This is a genomic window from Microbacterium tumbae (assembly GCF_054780175.1).
On record NZ_BAAGWV010000004.1, the window covers coordinates 179,024 to 199,103 of the forward strand.

21 protein-coding genes are annotated in these 20,080 nt (G+C 70.1%); 2 read left to right on the forward strand and 19 right to left on the reverse strand.

The features are described from left to right. Positions 1–26 precede the first annotated feature (26 nt). The 3 genes from ACYVGQ_RS15790 to dapE form a co-directional block, all read right to left on the reverse strand. Positions 27–200, reverse strand: a complete 174-nt coding sequence (locus ACYVGQ_RS15790) for a DUF3117 domain-containing protein (RefSeq protein ID WP_460785630.1) — start codon at positions 198–200, stop codon at positions 27–29. Positions 201–287: 87 nt separating this feature from the next. Next, positions 288–1,505, reverse strand: coding sequence for a hypothetical protein (locus ACYVGQ_RS15795; RefSeq protein WP_460785631.1), 1,218 nt, complete (start codon positions 1,503–1,505; stop codon positions 288–290). Further along, entirely contained in the window at positions 1,487–2,560 is a 1,074-nt protein-coding gene (gene dapE, locus ACYVGQ_RS15800) for a succinyl-diaminopimelate desuccinylase (RefSeq protein ID WP_460785632.1), read from the reverse strand. Before dapE ends, ACYVGQ_RS15795 begins: the two co-directional genes overlap by 19 nt. A gap of 106 nt (positions 2,561–2,666) precedes the next feature. Between dapE and dapD the strand changes: the two genes are divergently transcribed. Both dapD and ACYVGQ_RS15810 read left to right on the forward strand, forming a co-directional pair. Continuing rightward, positions 2,667–3,620: a 2,3,4,5-tetrahydropyridine-2,6-dicarboxylate N-succinyltransferase gene (dapD, locus tag ACYVGQ_RS15805; protein ID WP_460785633.1), complete on the forward strand. Its 954-nt coding sequence runs from the start codon at positions 2,667–2,669 to the stop codon at positions 3,618–3,620. Positions 3,621–3,873: 253 nt separating this feature from the next. Next, positions 3,874–5,238 (forward strand): DEAD/DEAH box helicase, encoded by a 1,365-nt coding sequence (locus ACYVGQ_RS15810; RefSeq protein WP_460785634.1) that lies wholly within the window; start codon positions 3,874–3,876, stop codon positions 5,236–5,238. A gap of 103 nt (positions 5,239–5,341) precedes the next feature. Here the strand turns inward: ACYVGQ_RS15810 and ACYVGQ_RS15815 are convergent, their stop codons facing one another. From ACYVGQ_RS15815 to ACYVGQ_RS15890, 16 genes are all read right to left on the reverse strand, one after another. Beyond that, positions 5,342–6,637, reverse strand: a complete 1,296-nt coding sequence (locus tag ACYVGQ_RS15815; protein ID WP_460785635.1) for a citrate synthase — start codon at positions 6,635–6,637, stop codon at positions 5,342–5,344. Between the two features lie 157 nt (positions 6,638–6,794). After that, complete coding sequence (gene dapC, locus ACYVGQ_RS15820; protein WP_460785636.1) at positions 6,795–7,907, reverse strand: succinyldiaminopimelate transaminase; 1,113 nt, start codon at positions 7,905–7,907, stop codon at positions 6,795–6,797. Then, positions 7,904–8,227 (reverse strand): ferredoxin, encoded by a 324-nt coding sequence (gene fdxA, locus ACYVGQ_RS15825; RefSeq protein WP_452330498.1) that lies wholly within the window; start codon positions 8,225–8,227, stop codon positions 7,904–7,906. Before fdxA ends, dapC begins: the two co-directional genes overlap by 4 nt. A 9-nt stretch (positions 8,228–8,236) precedes the next feature. Further along, positions 8,237–8,689: a histidinol dehydrogenase gene (locus ACYVGQ_RS15830; protein WP_460785637.1), complete on the reverse strand. Its 453-nt coding sequence runs from the start codon at positions 8,687–8,689 to the stop codon at positions 8,237–8,239. Positions 8,690–8,748: 59 nt separating this feature from the next. Beyond that, positions 8,749–9,063 carry an AzlD domain-containing protein gene (locus ACYVGQ_RS15835; protein WP_460785638.1) on the reverse strand — a complete coding sequence of 105 codons (315 nt, stop codon included), beginning with the start codon at positions 9,061–9,063 and terminating at the stop codon, positions 8,749–8,751. Beyond that, complete coding sequence (locus ACYVGQ_RS15840; RefSeq protein ID WP_460785640.1) at positions 9,060–9,812, reverse strand: AzlC family ABC transporter permease; 753 nt, start codon at positions 9,810–9,812, stop codon at positions 9,060–9,062. The genes ACYVGQ_RS15835 and ACYVGQ_RS15840 overlap by 4 nt, the downstream gene beginning before the upstream one ends. A 31-nt stretch (positions 9,813–9,843) precedes the next feature. Continuing rightward, positions 9,844–11,283, reverse strand: a complete 1,440-nt coding sequence (locus ACYVGQ_RS15845) for a family 1 glycosylhydrolase (protein WP_460785641.1) — start codon at positions 11,281–11,283, stop codon at positions 9,844–9,846. A gap of 1 nt (position 11,284) precedes the next feature. Then, on the reverse strand, positions 11,285–12,049 hold the full coding sequence (locus ACYVGQ_RS15850; protein WP_460785642.1) for a VOC family protein: 765 nt from the start codon (positions 12,047–12,049) through the stop codon (positions 11,285–11,287). Between the two features lie 100 nt (positions 12,050–12,149). After that, on the reverse strand, positions 12,150–13,388 hold the full coding sequence (locus ACYVGQ_RS15855; RefSeq protein ID WP_460785643.1) for an ROK family protein: 1,239 nt from the start codon (positions 13,386–13,388) through the stop codon (positions 12,150–12,152). Next, entirely contained in the window at positions 13,385–14,167 is a 783-nt protein-coding gene (locus ACYVGQ_RS15860; RefSeq protein WP_460785644.1) for a substrate-binding domain-containing protein, read from the reverse strand. Before ACYVGQ_RS15860 ends, ACYVGQ_RS15855 begins: the two co-directional genes overlap by 4 nt. Positions 14,168–14,269: 102 nt before the next feature. Beyond that, entirely contained in the window at positions 14,270–15,058 is a 789-nt protein-coding gene (locus ACYVGQ_RS15865) for a carbohydrate ABC transporter permease (protein WP_460785645.1), read from the reverse strand. Beyond that, complete coding sequence (locus ACYVGQ_RS15870) at positions 15,051–16,037, reverse strand: carbohydrate ABC transporter permease (RefSeq protein ID WP_460785646.1); 987 nt, start codon at positions 16,035–16,037, stop codon at positions 15,051–15,053. The genes ACYVGQ_RS15865 and ACYVGQ_RS15870 overlap by 8 nt, the downstream gene beginning before the upstream one ends. A 37-nt stretch (positions 16,038–16,074) precedes the next feature. Next, positions 16,075–17,448, reverse strand: a complete 1,374-nt coding sequence (locus tag ACYVGQ_RS15875) for an ABC transporter substrate-binding protein (RefSeq protein WP_460785647.1) — start codon at positions 17,446–17,448, stop codon at positions 16,075–16,077. Positions 17,449–17,635: 187 nt separating this feature from the next. Then, complete coding sequence (locus ACYVGQ_RS15880; protein WP_460785648.1) at positions 17,636–18,100, reverse strand: heme-binding protein; 465 nt, start codon at positions 18,098–18,100, stop codon at positions 17,636–17,638. Further along, entirely contained in the window at positions 18,100–19,104 is a 1,005-nt protein-coding gene (locus ACYVGQ_RS15885) for a Gfo/Idh/MocA family protein (RefSeq protein WP_460785649.1), read from the reverse strand. The genes ACYVGQ_RS15880 and ACYVGQ_RS15885 overlap by 1 nt, the downstream gene beginning before the upstream one ends. Continuing rightward, on the reverse strand, positions 19,101–19,994 hold the full coding sequence (locus ACYVGQ_RS15890) for a TolB family protein (RefSeq protein WP_460785650.1): 894 nt from the start codon (positions 19,992–19,994) through the stop codon (positions 19,101–19,103). Before ACYVGQ_RS15890 ends, ACYVGQ_RS15885 begins: the two co-directional genes overlap by 4 nt. Positions 19,995–20,080: the final 86 nt, after the last annotated feature.

Genomic DNA, 20,080 nt, shown 5'->3' on the forward strand with positions numbered 1-20,080 from the left:
CCCCCTCGGCACTTCTCCTGAGCGCGTCAGGCGGCGTTCACGACGCCGGCCAGCACGTCGTGAAGCTCCTTCGCCTCTGCATCGTTCACGGACACGACCAGCCGGCCGCCGCCCTCGAGCGGAACGCGCACGATGATGAGTCGCCCCTCCTTAACGGCCTCCATGGGTCCGTCTCCGGTCCTCGGCTTCATCGCTGCCATCGTGGCTCCTTTTCCTCGGTGGTATGCGACAAGTTTATCGGTAGCCGCCTGACCCTGTGCGATTACTGGGAAGAAACGTCATGAACATCAGGGAACCTGCCAGTAGGCGTTGGCGACGGCGTACACGTTGTAGATCCACAGCCACTGCCCGAGAAGGCATGCGGCGAGCACCGCGAGACGATATGCGCGGCTGCGCGGCACCGCGACGGCGCCCCACAGCGGCGTGATCGGCAGGAGCAGGCGGAACGTGGACGACTGCGGGAAGAAGACCGCCAGCAGGTACAGCAGATAGCTCGCGCTCCACAGCCGGACGTCCGCCCCCAGGCGTCGCACCGCAGGCAGCAGGAGCAGGGCCGCCGCCGCGGCGGCCACCAGCACCACGAGCGCCGCGATGCCCCCCCACCCCGGAAGTCCCCATCGCCCGAACCAGAACTGCGCGGCCTGCACCCAGCCGTCGAACGGGATGAAGCCCGCAGCGTCCACTCCCCAGTTCCGCCGCCAGGCGAGCTCGGTCGCGAGATAGGCATCCGGGTTCCCGGTGACGAGGCCAGCGATGACCTGCCATGCGAAGCCCGTCGCCGTGGCGAGCGCGCCCAGCAGGACGATGTGCACGACGTCGCGGACGGGGAGCGGCTCGGTGCGCCGGCGCACGAGGCGGAGGATGCCGTGCAGCCCGATGTACAGCGCGAAGGCGAGGATGCCCGGCCGCGTGAAGGCCATCAGGAGGATGAGCGGATACGCCACCGCATAGCGATGACGCGCCACGGCATCCAGCGCGAACAGGAGCATCATCAGGAACAGCGATTCGGCGTAGCCCACCTGGAAGAGCGCGGCTAACGGCCCCGCGGCGAAGAAGACCACCGCCCACAGTGCGGCGGAGGCGCCGATCCGATCCCGCAGCAGACGGTGCAGGGCGACGCAGGCGAAGTAGCCGGTGACGAGCGAGATCGCCATGGCGCCGGCGCCCCAGGAGCCGAGGGCGAAGCCGACGATCCGCGCGGCATATGCGAACACGGGCATGAAGGCCCAGGCGTTCTCGGCGACGTCGCCGGACTCGGTCAGCGGGAGATCGCTCGGATACCCCTCGACGGCGACCAGCCAGTACCACTGGGCATCCCAGCCGAGGACGAAGTCCGAGATGCCGGCGTCGGCGCCGTACCGCGAAAGCGGACCGGAGAGGGACGCCGCGAGGCCCAGGAACCCCGTGGTGACCAGACGCGCCGTCAGATAGACGATCGCGATGCGCGCCGCGACGGGGACCTCCGCCCACCGGCGGGCCGCCGTCATCAGGACGCGGTGAGCCACGTCCTGAGCCCGCGCTCGACGGCGACGATCTGCGCCAGCGGCACCCGCTCCTCGTCATGATGCGCGAGGTGAGGGTCGCCCGGACCGTAGTTGACCGCGGGGATGCCCAGCGCGGAGAACCGCGCGACATCGGTCCAGCCGTACTTGGGGCGGGGCTCGGCGCCGACCGCTGCGACGAAGTCCTGCGCGATCGGGGCGTCCAGGCCGGGGCGGGCGCCCTCGGCCGCGTCCGTGATCTCGACCTCGAACCCGGCGAGCACGCCGCGCACGTGCGCCTCGGCATCCGCAGCCGTCTTGCTCGGGGCGAAGCGGTAGTTGACCTCGACCTCGCAGAGATCGGGGATGACGTTGCCCGCGACGCCGCCGGTGATGCGCACCGCGCTGAGGCTCTCCCGGTAGGCGAGGCCCTCGACCGTGACCTCCTTGGCGCGGTACTCGGCGAGACGCGCGAGGATCGGCGCGGCGCGGTGGATCGCGTTCTCCCCCACCCAGGCGCGCGCGCTGTGCGCGCGGACGCCGTGCGTGCGGACGACGGCGCGGAGCGTCCCGTTGCAGCCTCCCTCGACCTCGCCGTTCGACGGCTCGCCCAGGATGGCGAAGTCCGCCTGGAACAGGTCCGGCCGCTCGGCGGAGAGCAGGTTGAGGCCGTTCAGCGACGCCGCGACCTCCTCGTTGTCGTACCACATCCAGGTGATGTCGACGACGGGATCCGTGAGCTCGGCGGCGAGCTTCAGCTGCACGGCCACGCCGGCCTTCATGTCGACCGTGCCCCGCCCCCACAGGTACGGGGTGCCATCGACGTCGACGTCCCGCACCGGCAGGTTCTCATTGATCGGAACGGTGTCGACGTGTCCGGCGATGACCACGCGCTGGGGGCGGCCGAGATGCGTACGGGCGACGATCGTGTTGCCGTGCCTCGTCACCTCGAGGTGCCCCAGCGCCGCCACGGCCTGCTCGATGGCGTCCGCCAGCGTCTCCTCCTCGCCCGAGACGCTCGGGATGTCGCAGATCGCGCGGGTGAGTTCGAGGGAGGACGCGGTCAGATCGAGCACCATGCCCCCAGCCTACGGCGCGCCGCGGTGCACCTCGACAGGCCCCATGAGCGGTCGGGCCTCCCCGCGGTGCCCGTCGCGCCTTTCGAAGGACGATAGCGTTGTCCTCATGAGCAACGCGCGCACGGTATGGGGTGTCGGACTGTCCACGATCGCCGGAGACGGCACGGTCCTCGACGCGTGGTACGCGGAGGTCGGCGCCGGCGAGCCGGACCCGGCGGACGCCGCGGCCGCGGTCGCCGCCTACGAGCCTCTCGCGGAGTCCGACGACCGCAGGAACGCGCGCACCGAGTTCGTGCAGCTGCGGATCGATCTCGACGAGGCGCCGGCTTCGACGGCCGACGCGTATCTCCGCCTGCACGCCCTCTCCCATCTGCTCGTCCGCCCGAACGAGCTGAACCTGGAGGGCGTCTTCGGATATCTGCCGAACGTCGCCTGGACCACGGCCGGCCCGATGCTCCCCGCGGATGCGGCACGTCTCCGCCCTCTCCTGCAGCGCCAGGGGATCCAGGTGCAGGGGCTGGACAAGTTCCCCCGGCTGCTCGACTACGTGCAGCCCGAGGGCGTGCGCATCGCGGATGCCTCGAGGGTGCGCCTCGGCGCCCACCTCAGCCCGGGAACGATCGTCATGCACGAGGGATTCGTGAACTTCAACGCAGGGACGCTGGGCCCGGTGATGGTCGAGGGCCGGATCTCGCAGGGCGTCGTGGTCGGCGCGAACAGCGACATCGGGGGCGGGGCATCGATCATGGGCACGCTCTCCGGCGGCGGCACGGTGCGCGTCTCGATCGGCGAGCGCTCGCTCCTCGGCGCGAACGCAGGCATCGGCATCGCGCTCGGCGACGACTGCGTGGTGGAGGCGGGACTGTACATCACCGCCTCGTCCAAGATCGTCCTCGCTGACGCCCCGAAGACGGCGGACGGCGCACGGCGCACGGTCAAGGCATCCGAGCTCAGCGGCCGCGACGGCATCCTGTTCTGGCGGAACTCGACCACCGGCGCGATCGAGGCAAGACAGCGCACGGGCGCCGGCGTGACGCTGAACGAGGCGCTGCACGCCTGAGACCAGGACGCGCGGATGCCGCCGTATGCGCGGTCGGGCATGCCGATGCTGATAGACTGAGACGGTCGCCCTCGGGCGGCTACGTCGTCGTCACGGGGTCTCTGAGGACCGAAGCGAGCAGATCAGCTCCCACCACCAGCATCCGCTGGCCTTTCGAACGGCGAACAGGTGCGCACCCGACAGAGCATGCGCCCTCGCCCACCTCACACCCAGCTATCGCGCGCCTTCATCCGCGCGCCGACGGAGTATCCCCATGCCTACCTTCCTCGAACTCGGCGTACCCGCGCCTCTCGCAGCCGTCCTCGCCGCCGACGGCAAGACGGAGGCGTTCGCCATCCAGCGCGACACGCTCCCCGACTCCCTCGCCGGCCGCGACCTGCTCGGCCGCGGCCGCACCGGCAGCGGCAAGACGATCGCCTTCGCCCTGCCGCTCGTGGCGCGCCTGACCGATGCCGGACGCAAGAGCCGTCCCGGCCACCCGCGCGGTCTCGTGCTCGCGCCGACGCGCGAGCTCGCCACGCAGATCGCCGCGACCATCAGCCCGCTGGCGAGGGCTGCCGGTCTCAGCGTCACCACGATCTTCGGCGGAGTCAGCCAGCGTCCCCAGGAGCAGGCGCTCCGCAACGGCGTCGACATCGTCGTGGCCTGCCCCGGCCGGCTGGAAGACCTCATGAAGCAGAGGATCGCGCACATGGACGCCGTCGAGGTGGCCGTGCTCGACGAGGCCGATCACATGGCCGACCTCGGCTTCCTCCCCGGCGTCACCCGCATCCTCACGGCCACGCCGGAGCGCGGCCAGCGCCTGCTGTTCAGCGCGACGCTGGACCGCGGCATCGACTCGCTCGCCCGCCGCTTCCTGAAGGATCCGGTCAGCCACGAGGTGGATGAGGAGAGCGTCCCGGTCGGCGAGATGACCCACCGGGTGCTCCTCGTCGAGGACGCCGACCGCAAGAAGGCCCTCGTGAACGACCTCGCGTCCGGCCTCGGCCGCCGCATCCTCTTCACCCGCACTAAGCACCAGGCCAAGAAGCTGGCGAAGGTGCTCACCTCTGCCGGCATCCCGGCCGTCGATCTGCACGGGAACCTGTCCCAGAACGCCAGGGAGCGCAACCTCAGCGCGTTCTCGACCGACCCTGCCGACGGCGGCGTCCGCGTGCTCGTCGCGACCGATGTCGCAGCGCGCGGCGTGCACGTCGACAACGTCGATCTCGTGGTGCACGTCGACCCGCCCGTCGAGCACAAGGCGTACCTGCACCGCTCCGGGCGCACGGCGCGGGCCGGCGCCGCCGGCACCGTCGTCACGGTCGTGCTCCCCGAGCAGCGCCGCGACGTCAAGGATCTGCTGCGCAAAGCGCAGATCTCCGCCGACCTCGAGCCGGTGACCGCTGACGCTGTGACCGGACTCGTCGGCGAGAGGGCCCCGCACGTGAAGCCCGCTCCGGTGCAGCCGCAGCAGCGTCCGCAGCAGAAGTCCCGCCCGGCCTCCGGACAGCGCGTCGCCGCGCCGAGCGAGTCCGGCTCCGCCACGAATCCGCCGGCACGCCGTCGGCGTCGTCGTCGCCCGCAGGGGCAGGGCGGTCAGGGCCAGTGGCAGGGCGGACGCTCGCAGGGGCGCTGATCCGCGCGGCTCGATCCTGCAGCGCGCGCCTGTCTCTCGCACCCGCGGCAGAGATCTCCGCAGCGCGTGAGGGAAACAGCCGCGCGACTCGCGTCTCCGCGGCTCACCGCGTGGGGAACGCGCGCTCCGGCGAGCCGGTGTACAGCTGCTGCGGACGACCGATCTTCGTCTGCGGGTCGAGATTCAGCTCGCGCCACTGCGCCAGCCAGCCGGGGAGGCGGCCGATCGCGAACAGCACCGTGAACATGCGCGTCGGGAAGCCCATGGCCTTGTAGATGACGCCGGTGTAGAAATCGACGTTCGGGTACAGGCGGCGTTCCTTGAAGTAGTCGTCCGCGAGAGCGATCTCCTCGAGCTCCTTCGCCAGATCCAGGAGAGGGTCCGTGACGCCGAGCTCGCGAAGGACCTCGTCGGCCGCCTCCTTGACGAGCTTCGCACGCGGGTCGTAGTTCTTGTAGACCCGGTGGCCGAAGCCCATGAGCTTGACGCCCTCCTCCTTGTTCTTCACCCGCTCGACGAAGCGCTGCACGCTCTGCCCCGAGTCGCGGATCCCGCCGAGCATCGTGAGCACCGCCTCGTTGGCGCCGCCGTGCAGCGGGCCGGAGAGCGCGTGGATGCCGGCGGAGATGGAGGCGAACTGGTTGGCGCCCGTGGAGCCGACCAGACGCACCGTGGACGTCGAGGCGTTCTGCTCGTGGTCCTCGTGCAGGATCAGCAGCAGCTCGAGCGCCTTGGACATGACGGGGTTGATCTCGTACACCTCGGAGTGCACCCCGAAGTTGAGCTTGAGGAAGTTGTCGACGAAGCTGAGCGAGTTGTCCGGGTAGAGGAACGCCTGTCCGACGCTCTTCTTGTGCGCGTACGCCGCGATGACGGGGAGCTTGGCGAGCATGCGCACCATGTTCAGCTCGACGTGCTCCGGGTTGTTCGGATCGGTCTGGCCCTCGTAGTAGGTCGAGAGCGCGGCGACGGCGCTGGAGAGCACCGACATCGGGTGCGCGGTGTGCGGCAGCGCGGAGAAGAAGTGCTTGAGATCCTCGTGCAGCAGCGTGTGCCGGCGGATGCGCTCGTCGAAGTCCGCGAGCTCGGCCGGCGTGGGCAGCTCGCCGTAGATGAGCAGCCAGGCCACCTCGAGGTAGCTGCAGTTCTTCGCGATCTGCTCGATGGGATAGCCGCGGTAGCGGAGGATGCCCTGGTCGCCGTCGATGAAGGTGATGTCCGACTTGGTGGACGCCGTGTTCACGAAGCCGTAGTCGAGACCCGTGTAGCCGGTCTGCCTGGTCAGCGTCGAGAAGTCGATGCTGTCGTTGCCCGCCGTGCCCCGCACCACCGGGAACTCCGCAGTCGTTCCGCCGATCGAAAGGGTCGCCTTCACCTGCTGGTCTCCCGTCGCGCTCACGCGGACCTCCTTGTGCGTCTGTCTCGACCGTGTCGGTCGTCGTCGATAGTGGCGCCGTGCGCCGGGTCGGATCTCGACCGAATCGCCTTTACAGCCTAGTGTGCGCACCGGCCTACTGTGACATCCGCCAAGAGATGGCGACACAGGAGGGTGGAAGCTACAGATTCGCGCTCGTCAGGCGCCGCGCCGCCTCGGCGACGCGCTCGGTCGGGGCCGTCAGTGCCAGCCGGATGTGCTGTGTCGAGCTCTCGCCGTAGAAGGGGCCGGGGCCGGCGAGGATGCCGAGATCGGCGAGACGCGACATGGACGCCCAGGCGTCCTGGCCCTCCGTGACCCAGAGGTAGAGGCCGGCCTCGGAGCCGTCCACGCGGAAGCCGGCCGCCTCGACGGCAGGGCGCAGCAGCTCACGTCGCTCCCGGTAGAGCTCCTTCTGGGCGGCGACGTGCGCGTCGTCGCCCAGGGCGACGGCCATCGCGTGCTGCACGGGAGCCGGAGGCATGAGGCCGAGATGCTTGCGCGCGGTGAGCAGCTCGCCGACGACCCTCGCGCAGCCGGCGACGAAGGCGGCGCGATAGCCGGCGAGGTTCGACTGCTTGCTCAGCGAGTACACGCTGAGCAGATCCGCCGTGCTGCCGCCGGTGACGCGGGGATCGAGCACCGAGGGGATCGACTGCGTGGCCCACGGTCCCTCCCAGCCGAGCTCGGCGTAGCACTCGTCGCTCGCGAGCACCGCGCTGAGCTCACGCGCGCGGACGACCGCCGCGGCCAGCTCGGGCACGGTCCAGGTGCGCCCGTCCGGGTTGCCGGGGGTGTTGATCCAGATGAGCTTCGCGCCCTCCGGCCAGTCGGCCGGGTCGTCGGCGCGGACGACCGAGGCTCCGGCGACCACCGCGCCCACCTCGTAGGTCGGATAGGCGACGGCCGGCTGGACGACGACGTCGCCCTCGCCCAGCCCGAGCAGCGTGGGCAGCAGGGCGACCAGCTCCTTGGAGCCGATCGTGGGCAGGACCTCGTCGACGGTGAGGCCCGTGACCCCGCGCCGGCGCGCGTACCAGGCGACGATCGCCTCGCGCAGCGCCGGGGTGCCGACGGTCTGCGGATAGGCGTGCGCGTCGGTGGCCGTCGCGAGCGCCGCACGGACGATCTCCGGCGTCGGGTCGACGGGGGATCCGACGGAGAGGTCGACGAGCCCCTGGGGATGCCGTGCCGCTCGCTCGCGGAACGGGACGACCGCATCCCACGGATAGTCGGCGAGGTCGCGGACGCTCAATGCTCGCCCTGCGGCGGGAGGGCGGCGATGATCGGATGGTCGTGGTGGATGACGCCGACCTTGGCCGCCCCTCCGGGGGAGCCGACCTCCTCGAAGAACTCGACGTTCGCCTTGTAGTAGTCCTGCCACTCCTCGGGAAGGTCGTCCTCGTAGTAGATGGCCTCCACGGGGCAGACCGGCTCGCAGGCGCCGCAGTCCACGCATTCGTCGGGGTGGATATAGAGCGAGCGCTCGCCCTCGTAGATGCAGTCCACGGGGCACTCGTCGATGCAGGCGCGATCCTTCACATCGACGCAGGGAAGAGCGATCACATACGTCACCGCTTCAGTCTACGACGCGCGGGTGCCGGGCTCCTCACGCTGCGGCACGCCGGTGATGATCGGCGGGGACTCCTCCTGCGCCGACGGGACGGGCGGCCGCTCCCTGCGGGCCTGCGGCAGGCGGGGCCAGGCGATCGCGAGAAGCGCCAGCCCCGCCAGCACGTAGAGCCAGACCTGACCCCAGACGGTGTTCTCCACGACGACCGATCCGCCAGGACCCACGCCTGAGATGACGGTGACCATGCCCAGCATCCCGAGTGCGGCCGCGAGCGTCGCGCCGCGGTCGTGGGTGAGCGCGCGGATCGCGACGAGGATCGCGCCGCACGCGATCGCGCCGACGACGATGCCGACCGGGATGCCGAGCCACACCAGGCTGTGCCCGATCGTGCCCGCGATGCCGAACACGCCGCCGACGAGAGCGGCGGCGATCCAGGAGAGGATGCGGGAGAACCAGGTGCGCACCCCGCGATTCTAGTGGGCGGCGGCTATGGGCCGGCCCCGCTGATCGGACCGCGCCCCGGTCACGCGGCGAGACCCGCCCACCGCAGGAGGGCGGCCACGAGCGCCGCGCCGAGCACCACGACGAGGAACGACTGCCGCAGCCACAGCAGCAGTGCGGCGACGAGCACCGCGGGAAGGCGCGCATCCACCACGACGGCCTGCCCCGCGCCGAACGTCTGCACGGCCACCAGCGCGGCCAGGAGCCCGACCGTGAGCAGATCCGAGATCCGCGCCGGGCGCGGCGCCTCCATCAGCTCCGCGGGGATCAGATAGCCGAAGGCCTTCAGCGCGAGGCAGATGCAGGCGGCGAGCAGCACCGCGCTCCACACGCTCATACGCCCTTCTCCCCCGCGCGATCAGCCCCATGGCCGGGACGCGTCTGCAGCGCATGGCCGTCGGGTGCGGCGCCCTCGCGTCCGAGCCAGTTGAACCAGCCCACCGCGATCGCCACGACGGCGGCGACGAGCACCGGCAGCCCCGGCATCATCGCCGGTGTCAGGGAGGCGGCGACCACCGCCGCCGCGACGCCGACGACGATCGCCTGGCGCTTCTTCAACCGCGGCCACAGCAGCGCGAGGAAGGCGGCAGCGGCGGCGGCGTCCAGTCCCCACGCCTTCGGGTCGCCGAGCACGTCGCCCAGCAGAGCGCCCACCAGCGTCGTCGCGTTCCAGCCCAGGAAGATCCCGATGCCCGTGACCCAGAACCCCAGCCGCCGCAGTCGAGGGTCATCCTGGGAGATCGCGACGGCCGTCGACTCGTCGATCGTGAAATGCGCGGCGGCGGCACGTCGCCAGAGGCCCGTCCCGATGACCGGCGACATGCGCATCCCGTAGGCGAGGTTGCGCACACCGAGCAGCGCGGCCGAGGCGACCGCCGAAGGCAGTGCGGCGACGCCTCCCGACGCGAGGACGCCCACGAACGCGAACTGCGATCCGCCGGTGAACATGAGCAGGCTCAGGACGCACGCCTGCCACACGTCCAGTCCGGCCGCGACCGCGAGCGCCCCGAACGATATGCCGTATGCACTGGTGGCGATGGCGACGCCGAGACCTTCCCGCCAGACCTCGCGGCGCCCGTTCGACATGGGCCTCATCCTATGCGAAGGGTCGCCGCGCTCATCCCGTCGCGGAGTCGCGCACGCCCAGACGCCCGCCGAGGAACTCGGAGAACCAGAGACCGCTGCGCTTCGGCGTCCGCCGCTGCGTCGCGTAGTCGACGTGCACGAGACCGAAACGACGCGTGTAGCCCCACGACCACTCGAAGTTGTCGGTGAGCGTCCAGCCGAAGTATCCGCGCAGCGGAAGTCCGCGCTCCACCGCGATCGCACAGGCGTCGATGTGCGCCTGGAGATAGTCGGTGCGCTCGACATCGTCGATCGTGCCGTCCTCCGCCACGACGTCCTCGTACGCCGAGCCGTTCTCGGTGATGTACAGCGGCAGGTCCGGCGCGAGCGCATGGACCATCTCGAGCACGTCGACCATCCCGTCCGGATGGATCTCCCAGCCCATCTGCGTGCGCGGAGCGTCCGTGCCGGCGAAGACGACATCCGCGCTGCCCGGGTAGGCGCTCGCCTCCGCGGTCGTCGCCTCGACGCCCGCGGCATCCGTGGTTCCGGCGGTGTCGCCCGACGCGGAGGCTGCGACGGTGTGACGGCTGTAGTAGTTGATGCCCAGGAAGTCGACCGGTGCCGAGATCAGGGCGAGGTCGTCGGCACCCGCGTGCCGGGCGAACCACTCCTCCTCGCCCAGGTCGCGCAGGACGTCGGCCGGGTACGCGCCGCGCAGCACGGGGTCCAGGAACAGCCTGTTGCTCAGCCCGTCGATGCGCCGCGCGGCGTCCAGGTCGACGGCGGCATCGCTCGCCGCGCGCACGGAGTAGAGGTTCAGCGTGATCCCTGCGGTGGCATCCGGCACGCGGTGTCGGAGCTCGGCGAGGCCGAGGCCGTGGCCGAGGAGCAGGTGATGGGCCGCGTGCGAGGACGCCGACCCCTCACGGCGCCCCGGTGCGTGGTGACCGCTGGCATAGCCGAGGAACGCCGAGCACCACGGCTCGTTCAGGGTGATCCAGTGCTTGACGACATCGCCGAGGCCGTCGGCGGCGAGCGCCGTGTACTCGGCGAACCGATGCGCTGTGTCGCGCTCGAGCCACCCGCCTCGCTCCTCGAGCTCCTGCGGGAGATCCCAGTGGTAGAGCGTCGCCCAGGGCGTGATGCCCCGCTCGAGCAGCGCCTCGGAGAGACGGCGGTAGAAGTCGATGCCCGCCGGATTCACCGCGCCGCTGCCGTGCGGCTGGATGCGCGGCCACGCCAGCGAGAAGCGATAGGCGCTCACGCCCAGGTCCGCCATCAGCGCGACGTCGTCGAGGAACCGGCGGTAGTGGTCGTCCGCGATCTCCCCCGTGCTCGCGTCGGCGATCGCTCCCGGGCGCTCGGCGAAGACGTCCCAGATGCTGGGCAGGCGCCCGTCGGCGCTGGTCGACCCCTCGATCTGATAGGAGGCCGTCGCCACGCCCCAGACGAAGTCGGCGGGGAGCTCGGAGCGGCTGCGGATCGTCATCTCAGGCTCCCGTCACGGTCTGGACGAGCCCGTCCGGATCGACGAGGAACACGCGTCCTCCCGCCTCGCCGCACGCCGTGGCGCCGACGGGCTCCCCCTCGATCTCGACGGCGAGGAAGCCCAGGGCATCCAGCTGGGGCTCTCTGGCCGTCATCTCCGCGCCGAAGGCGAACACCTCGATCGACGTGTCCCCGTCGCGCAGGAACGTGATCTCGAATCCGCGGTCGTCGTGCGGCTGGTGGATGCCTGCCATGAGGACGTAGCCGCGCCGTGCATAGTGCTCATGCGTCGCGTCGGCGTCCGCGACGCTCTCCGCGACGTGGTCGAATCGGGGCCGGTCGGGGTCTCCGAGCCCCCAGTCGGCGTCGACCGCGGCACGGTCGTACACCTCGTGGTAGCGCAGCGGTCCCTCGACGAGCTCGACGAGTGCGCCGTCGGGATCGTAGAAGAAGGTGATGCGCACGTCGCCCTCCGCATGGATCGGCTCGAGGTGGAACGTCACGCCCTCCTCCCGCAGCGCCGCGACGCGCTCGTCCAGGTCGGCGACCTTGAACCCGATGTGCCGGTACCCGCGCTGCAGGTCGTCGGGGATCCAGGTCGACGCCGCAGGCCGCTCGATCCGGAGGAGGCGGATGGTCGCGGTCACGACGTCGAGCACCGCCTCGTCGGCACCGATCGTCACGGGGCGGGCGCCGAGGAGGCGTGTGTAGAAGTCGACGGAGCGGGGGATGTCCGCGACGTTGAGCAGGATGGAGGTGATGGCCATGGCCGTTCCTTTCCGGTACTTCGTTGCAGGGATGCGGATTTCGTTGCGGGGATGCGGATGCAGACGCGCCCGCACGGACGCGCTCGGGGAGAGCCGGGTTTCAGGCGCGGACGCGCCCGGCGCGCCGGGCGGCGCGCGTGTGCGGTGTCAGCACGTGCTGCAGCGCGAGGCTGGCCGCCCCGACGGCCGCGGCGTCCACCCCCGGGTCGGAGATCTCCACCGTGACAGGATGGACGGCGCGCGTGCGGGCGTACGCCGCCATGGTCTCCCGGATGCGGCTGACGTAGATCGCCCCCGCGTCGGCGAAGCCGGGACCGGCGAGGAACAGCCGGTCGAGGTCGAGGAGGTTCACCGCGGACAGCAGGGCCATCGCGACGTGCTTCGCGGAGCGCTCGATGATCGCGAGGCAGCGGTCCTCCCCCCTGGCGGCCGCGCGCGCGATCGCGTCGAAGTCGCGGCGCAGATGGGCCTCGTCCCCGACGATTCCCATCTCCACCCTGAGGGGTGCGTCCGCGATGGCGGTCGCGATGATCGCCCGCGGAGCGGCGAGCGCCTCGAGGCACCCTCGGGCGCCGCACCAGCACTGCGGTCCGTCGAGGTCGAGGACCATGTGCCCGATCTCGCCGACGTTCGAGGATGCGCCGCGGCTGAGCGTGCCGCCGCTGACCAGGCCGAATCCGAAGCCGCTGGTCATGTAGAGGGTCGCGAAGTCGTCGGTGGCGGGGATCTGCCCCACCCAGTACTGCGCGAGCGCGGCGCACGCCGCGTCGTTCTCGCGCACGGTGGGCAGGCCGGTCGCCGTCTCGAGCACGCTCTGCACGGGATAGGACTCCCACTCCTCCGCCGTGAGCGAGAGTCCCTCGCCGCCGCTGCGCAGGTCGAGACCCGCGCCGGCCACCCCGATGCCGACCACGGCCTCGACGGGGATGCCGAGATGCTCGAAGAGCTGCTCGAGCTCCAGGGCGATGCGCGGCACCGTCTCGCTCGGGGGCTTCTGCGCGATGCCGGGCGTGGCGAGCTGGCCGACCACGCTGCCGCCGAGATCGGCGACCACGTAGGAGAGCCTGGCCTCGTCCAGGGAGACCCCCACCGCGTACCGCGCCGACCTGTTGAGCTCCAGCAGGCTCGGGCGCTTGCCGCCGGTCGAGTCGCCGTATCCGGTCTCCACCACCAGGCCCTCGTCGATGAGCGACTTCACGATGCGGGTGATGGACGTCGCGGTCAGCCCGGACATCTCGGCGAGCTCGATGCGGCTGACCGTGCCGCTGGAGCGGATCATGTCGAGCACCGCGCTGCGGGTGTTCTCCGAGGACGGCCCGAGCCGTCGTGTGCCGGTCATGCGCTGTCCCTGCTCACGATGAAGGGGGCTGGAGCACGGTCGACGACGGGAGCCCCGCCGGCGATCGTCGCCAGCATCCGCCTGCCGAGCATCTCGCCGATCTCGCCGCCGCGGCGATCGACCGCGGTGATGGCCGGAGCGGAGCTGCGGCACAGCGCCGAGTCCGTCCACGACATGACCGAGACGTCCTCCGGGACCCTGCGGCCTGCACGCAGGAGCACCGTGATCACCTCGTGCGCGTGCACGTCGCTGTCGAAGAGGAGCGTGGCCGGACCGCTCTCCGCGACGCTCATCGCCGCGGCGACGGCGTTCCGCGTGCTCCCGCCCGACTGCACGACCTCGACGTCCTCGGCCATCGCCTTCTCACGGGAGCGGGAGGTCACCGTGTCCAGCGAGGCCGTCACGTACACGGTGCGCTCGTGCCGGCGTCCGGTGAGGAACGTGCTGATCACGGCGACGGACTCCGCCACGTCGATGGCGACGGCGGGGAAGTCGCCCGCCTCATCCGAGGGCACCACGGCAGCGAACGGCAGCCTGAGCGCGCGCAGGAGGGCGATCCGCTCTGCATCGTCGTGCCCACCGAGCATGACGACGCCGGCGATCCCCTCGGAGTCCGCCCAGCGGCGGTACATGCCCTTCTCGGCCTCGGCATCCTCCACGACGCGGGTGAAGAGCCCGAAGCCCGCGGCGATCAGGGGTTCGGCGACCGCCTGCCGGAGGGCGGAGACGAAGTGATCGCCCGCCCCGTCGGCGGGGATGACGAGACCGATTCCCGTCATGCGCCCCCCATCATGGTGTCCTCGCCTGTCCTGCTCTGCGGCGCCGGGCCGACTGCCATCGCCCGGCCCGCTGATCGTCGCGAACGCGCTCGTCATCGGATACTACTTGATCGCCCCGGCGGCCATTCCGCGTTCGAACTGCCGTTGCAGCAGGATGTACGCGAGGATGGTCGGGATCGCGGTCACCACGGCGGCCGCGAGCACCTTCGGGATGTCGTCGTTGTACTGGCGCTTGAAGAACTCCGGCAGCAGCGTCACCACGCCCATGTCGTCGTTGACCAGGAAGACCTTCGGCAGCAGGTACGAGTTCCAGGCGTTGATGAGCACGAGCACGACGAGAGAGGCCGCCATCGGACGCGCCATCGGCAGCAGCACCGACCAGAACAGGCGGAAGGTGCCCGCTCCGTCCAGGCGTGCGGCCTCGAACAGCGTGTCGGGGATGTTGTCGATGAACCCGCGGGCGATGAGGATCGTGAACGGGATCTGCAGCGCGGCGATCGGGAGGATGACCGACCAGAACGTTCCCAGCAGCCCGAGCGTGACCGCGGTGGAGTACAGCGGCGCGATGAGGACCACCTCCGGGAGGGTCAGCGCGGCCATGAGGAGCCAGAAGTAGAGCTCCTTGTTGCGGATGCGCAGCTTCGAGAAGCCGAACGCCGCCATCATCGTCGCGATGTAGATGATGACGATGGCGCTGACCGAGACGATCGCCGAGTTCAGGAAGAACCGGAAGAAGTCGGGAACGGCGAGCACCGCGCCGTAGTTGCCCCATCCGGCGCCTTCGAGCGACTTCGCGATCATCGCGTAGAGCGGGATGACGAACGGGATGACCGCGATGGTCAGCACGATCTGCAGGATGATGCGCGCACTGCGCCTTCTGGTGTCAAACATCCGCTTCCGCCTTCCGCCTCTTCCTGTCTGCCGCCTTCGGGATCCGCTCGCGCGAGCGCATCTGCATGACCACGGACACCGCCACCGCGATGACGAGGAGGATCATCGAGAGCGCCGACGCATACCCGAGATCCCGGTCGGTGCTGGCGACCTCGGAGTAGATCATGGTGCCGAGGAACTCGGACGAATGCGCAGGTCCGCCCTGCGTGACCAGCCAGACGTTGTCGAAGAGCTTCAGTGCGCTGATGAAGTTCAGGATCGCCAACGAGACCGTGATCGGCTTGACGCTGGGCAGGACGAGCGAGAACAGCACGCGGAAGTTGCCCGCGCCGTCCATGCGCCCCGCCTCGAGCATCTCGGGATCGATCTGGGTCATCGCGCCGAAGTAGAGGATGAACCCGAATCCGATCGATCCCCAGCATCCGACGAGGATGACGACGAGGAGCGATGTGGTCGACTGGCCGATCCACGACTGCGCGAGCGCTCCGAGGCCGATCGACTCCAGGATCCGGTTGATCGTGCCGTCGCTCTGCCACACCTGCACATGGGCCGGCGCGAAGGTCGCGGGGGCCACGACGACGGGGATGACGATGAGCACCTTGTACACGTTCGCCAGGTACACCCTCGAGTGCAGGGCGGCGGCGAACATGACTCCGCCGAGCACCTGCACCGCGAACACGACGACGAAGTAGACGAGCGTGTTGGTGATCGCGGTCCAGAAGACGGGGTTGCCGAGCGCGTCGAGGTAGTTCTCGAGCCCGACCGGGATCATCCGCGTGCGTCCTCCCCGCCAGGAGAAGAACGAGATGTAGCCGGAGTAGACGATGCTGTAGTAGATCAGTCCGACCGAGACGATCAGCGCGGGGAGGATCCAGCGGAATCCGCCGGGGACGAGGAGGACGGCCCTGCGGGACCGCCCTCCCCTCCCTGCGCTGCTGTGACGCGTTGCGCGGGCATCGCGCGTAGCAGTGGTGTTCATAGTTCCCTCTTGACGCGGGCGGCCGGGCCGCCCGCGGTCACTCTCCTTCTTCGAAGGCCTTCGAGGTCGCCTGCTGGTTCGCCGCGATGTCCTCGATCGACATGTTCACGGTCGGGTCGAGCACCTGCTGGATCGCGACGACGATCGCGGCGATGGTGTCGGTCGTCGTCTCGCTCTGCCGCGTCTGGGTGGACTGCGCGCTCTCCGCGATCAGGTTCTCGATGGCCGGCTGCTGCACCTCGTTGTCGACGAGCTCGATCGAGGCCCAGTCCGGAGCGATCCCCTGCAGGCCGGGGAGCAGGTCGATGGCGTTCGCGACGGTCTGCTGTCCCTTCTCCGTCATCGTCATCCAGCGGACGAAGGTCTTGGAAGCGGCGATGTTCGGCGAGTCGGCGGCGATGGCCAGACCGTAGTCCACCTCGCCGAAGGTCTGCGAGCCGTTGCCCTTGCCCGCGACGTCGGGGAACTCGGCCGGCATCTGCACGAAGCAGGTCGGGTCGCTCACGCCGGCGGACTCCATCGAGATCTTGCACGACTCGGCGCCGGAGTACTGCGTGTACCAGTAGCCCATCTGCACCATCGCCGCGTCACCCCGCATGAAGGCCTCGTTCGCGAGCGGGTACTGGCCGGCGTCCAGCACGTCCGAGGAGATGATGCCGTCCTCCTTCATCTTCTGGATGATGCTGAGGACCTCGATCCCCTGCGGGTCGTCCCAGTTCGCCTCGCCCTTGGCCGCCTTCAGGAAGAAGTCGGGATCGACCGAGTTGGAGATCGCGTGGTAGAGCTCGCTCGGGAAGGTGTCCGCGCCGCCGGCGCCCATGGTGAAGCACTCCTTGCCGATGGCGGTGATCTTCGCGCAGGTGTCCACCCAGGAGTCGTAGTCCGTGGGGACTTCGGCGCCGGCCTGGTCGAAGATGTCCTTGTTGTACCAGAGGAATCCTGCGGACATGCCGCCCAGGGGCAGCGACACCTGCGTGCCGTCGAGCATGCGCAGCTGCTCGGCGTAGCCGCCGGCGAACTTCGACGCCCAGTCGTCGCCGAGGGTCTCCTCGGCGAGCGGTGCGAGATCGAGGGCGTACGGCCCCCAGACCTCGGTGTTGCTGACCGAGCCGCTCAGGTCGAAGACGTCGGGGCCCTGACCGGACTCGAGCGCCGACGTCATGGTGTTGCGGTAGTCGACGTTCTCGAAGTTCTTGTAGGTGACCGTGATGTCGGGGTACTCCTTGTTGAACTCCTCGATGTAGTGCTCGGCCACGGGGGTGTCCGGCGTGTATCCCCACCAGGTGACCTCGCCGGAATCGGCCGGAGCGGCGTCGGCGTCGCCGCCGCCTCCGCTGTTGGAGCAGCCCGACAGGGCGAGTGCTGCGGTCACCGCGACGGCCGCCGCGGTGAGGAGCGTGGACTTCTTCATGGATGACTGCCTTTCACTTCGTTGTGGGTACACCCGGGTGCCGTTATGCGACCGTATCCAGATCCGTGAGGAAAGGGAAGTACTTACACAACTTTTGTTAGTAACTTTTCGATGACAGCGGGAGGGAAGGATCGGCGATCGGGTCGCCGCGGGATGCACCGGCTCCCCGCCGATGCATCCCTGGTCTCTATCCGAGCGACGCGATTCCGCTCATCGCGAGCCGGTGATCGGATTCCTCCGCGTCCACCAGCCCGGACACGGCGACGGTGCCGACGAGCAGGCCGCCGACGCGCAGGGGCACCGCTCCGCTCGCAACGGCGAGCCGGGTGGGATCCAGCCAGTCGGGCGTCCGTCCGGCGAGGCGGGTCGTGAGCGCGACCTCGAAGCTGGACATGTCGAAGCGCAGGACCGTCTGGCGCTTGCGGGCGACCCAGCCGTCGTTCTCCGCGGTGGTCCCGTCGAAGGCCGCGTGGTAGACCAGCTGCTCCCCCAGGTGCACGGCGACCGTGACCGGCAGGCCCTCCCGCTCGCTGCGGCCGGCGATCGCCTCGCCGATCTGGCGAGCGGCGGTGCGGTCCAGTGCGGGGAACTCCAGCTCCGTCGCCTCGGCGCGCACCTCCTCGAGCAGTCGCAGCCGGACGGCCTCCGCCATCACGCGGATCCTCCCGGCTGCGGACGGCTGACGCCTGCGGCCGCGTAGATCGCATCGATGAGCTCCATCGTCGCGACGAGGTCCGCGGACTCCGTCGCCGCGGGCACGCCCGTCTCGATCGCCTGCACGACCGCGTCGAGCTCATGATCGTAGGTCTCCCGCCCGGCGACGGTCCACGTCCGGACGATGCCGTCGACCGTGCTGGTCAGGGAATGCCCCTTGTGCGGCAGCACGACGTTCTCCGCGCGGATCTCGCCCCGATCCCCGGTGATGACGACGGGAGCGTCGAAGGAGACCCCCGGCCCCATGCTCGCGTGCAGCGATGCCGCGGCCCCCGCCAGGGGGCCGGAGGAGAAGACGAGATCGGCCTCGATGGCGATGTCCGCACCGAGCTCGTTCAGCACGGCGGACGCCCGCACGACGGCGGGCTCCGCGCCGCCCAGCGCGCGCAGCCAATGCGCCGGGTAGCACCCGAGATCCATCAGCGCGCCGCCGCCCAGCTCGGGCACGTGGCGGATCGACGTCGGCGAGAAGGGGTTGTCGGCGGTGAAGCCGGCCTTGATCGACGTGATCTCCCCCAGCTCGCCCGACGCGACGACGCGCCGGAGTTCGGCGATGAGCGGGTGGTAATGATCGTGGAACGCCTCGATGAGGTGCAGCCCCGTCCGCTCAGCGACCGCGGCGGCCTGCCTGGCCTCCGCCGCGTTCATCGAGAAGGGCTTCTCGCACAGCACGTGCTTGCCCGCTTCGAGGGCCGCGATCGACCAGCGGGCATGGCCGGAGGGCGGCAGGGCGATGTAGACGAGATCGATGTCCTCGTCGGCGAGCAGTGCCTCGTATCCCTCGTATGCGCGGGGGATGCCGTGCAACGCGGCGAACCGCTCTGCCGACTCCGCCGAGCGGGATGCCACCGCGAGGATCTCCATGTCGTCGCGACGCGCCGCCGGCCGGATGACGCCCTGCGGGGCGATGCCCGCCGCGCCGAGGATGCCGACGCGGATCATGACCGCGCCTCGACGGGATACTCGACGAAGGCGATCCGCGTGCCGTCCGGCGACCAGCTCGGCACGTTGATCGTCCCCTGACCGCCGAGGAGATGCCGGAGGTCGCGGACGTCCGAGCCGTCCGCAGCGCACAGGCGCAGGATGACGTCGCGGTCGGCGGGATGGCCGAGCGTGCCGGTCGGGAAGCTCACGTAGGCGATCCGCCCGCCGTCCGGCGACACGTGCGGAAACCAGTTCACGCGCTCGTCGTGCGTGAGCTGCTCGGCGCCCGACCCGTCCGTGCGCATGCGGAAGAGCTGCGCGTGGCCGGGGACCGTGCGCGCGCGCTCGGAGTTGAAGTAGATCCACTCGCCGTCCGGAGAGTACTCCGAGCCGTCGTCGGGGAACTCGTCGTCGGTGATCTGCACGTCCTCGCCGCCGGCGGCGGGGATCGTGAACACGTTGCCGACGCCCCAGGCGCCGTTCTCCTCTGCGGTGATGCCGATGTAGGCGAGGGTCAGGCCGTCCGGGCTCACACCGTGCAGGAAGTGCATGCGGTCGCCGCCGGTGGCGTTCGTGATGCGGACCGCCTCGCCGCCGGCCAGCGGGGCGCGGTAGATGTGCCAGTCCTGCGCCGAGACGAAGACGTGCTCGCCGTCGGGGTCGAGGACGTGGTCGTTGTTCAGCTCCGGGATGTCGCCGAGGTCGATCCGCTCCGGAGCGCCGTCGCCTTCGAGGGGAAGGCGGAACAGGTGGCCATCGCCGTTGACGTACAGCGTCGTGCCGTCGAGCGACCAGTTCGGCGCCTCGTAGAGGACCTCGTCGGATTCGTGGACCACCTGCACCTCGCCGCTGTCGACGTCCAGGGTGAGAATGCGCGCGCGCTGTCCGGGGGCGAGGGTACGGGGCATGGTGATCTCCATCGGTCGTGATGCATCGGCCGGCTCGGCGGAGCGGCGATGGCGTTCACGCTAGCACGATCCCGCATACTTAGATA

Coding starts and splice junctions, on each gene's coding strand:
- ACYVGQ_RS15790 (WP_460785630.1), bottom strand. CDS start 200: ATGGCAGCGATGAAGCCGAGGACCGGAGACGGACCCATGGAGGCCGTT.
- dapE (WP_460785632.1), bottom strand. CDS start 2,560: ATGGTGCTCGATCTGACCGCGTCCTCCCTCGAACTCACCCGCGCGATC.
- dapD (WP_460785633.1), top strand. CDS start 2,667: ATGAGCAACGCGCGCACGGTATGGGGTGTCGGACTGTCCACGATCGCC.
- ACYVGQ_RS15810 (WP_460785634.1), top strand. CDS start 3,874: ATGCCTACCTTCCTCGAACTCGGCGTACCCGCGCCTCTCGCAGCCGTC.
- ACYVGQ_RS15835 (WP_460785638.1), bottom strand. CDS start 9,063: ATGAGCGTGTGGAGCGCGGTGCTGCTCGCCGCCTGCATCTGCCTCGCG.
- ACYVGQ_RS15840 (WP_460785640.1), bottom strand. CDS start 9,812: ATGTCGAACGGGCGCCGCGAGGTCTGGCGGGAAGGTCTCGGCGTCGCC.
- ACYVGQ_RS15845 (WP_460785641.1), bottom strand. CDS start 11,283: ATGACGATCCGCAGCCGCTCCGAGCTCCCCGCCGACTTCGTCTGGGGC.
- ACYVGQ_RS15850 (WP_460785642.1), bottom strand. CDS start 12,049: ATGGCCATCACCTCCATCCTGCTCAACGTCGCGGACATCCCCCGCTCC.
- ACYVGQ_RS15855 (WP_460785643.1), bottom strand. CDS start 13,388: ATGACCGGCACACGACGGCTCGGGCCGTCCTCGGAGAACACCCGCAGC.
- ACYVGQ_RS15860 (WP_460785644.1), bottom strand. CDS start 14,167: ATGACGGGAATCGGTCTCGTCATCCCCGCCGACGGGGCGGGCGATCAC.
- ACYVGQ_RS15865 (WP_460785645.1), bottom strand. CDS start 15,058: ATGTTTGACACCAGAAGGCGCAGTGCGCGCATCATCCTGCAGATCGTG.
- ACYVGQ_RS15870 (WP_460785646.1), bottom strand. CDS start 16,037: ATGAACACCACTGCTACGCGCGATGCCCGCGCAACGCGTCACAGCAGC.
- ACYVGQ_RS15875 (WP_460785647.1), bottom strand. CDS start 17,448: ATGAAGAAGTCCACGCTCCTCACCGCGGCGGCCGTCGCGGTGACCGCA.
- ACYVGQ_RS15880 (WP_460785648.1), bottom strand. CDS start 18,100: ATGGCGGAGGCCGTCCGGCTGCGACTGCTCGAGGAGGTGCGCGCCGAG.
- ACYVGQ_RS15885 (WP_460785649.1), bottom strand. CDS start 19,104: ATGATCCGCGTCGGCATCCTCGGCGCGGCGGGCATCGCCCCGCAGGGC.
- ACYVGQ_RS15890 (WP_460785650.1), bottom strand. CDS start 19,994: ATGCCCCGTACCCTCGCCCCCGGACAGCGCGCGCGCATTCTCACCCTG.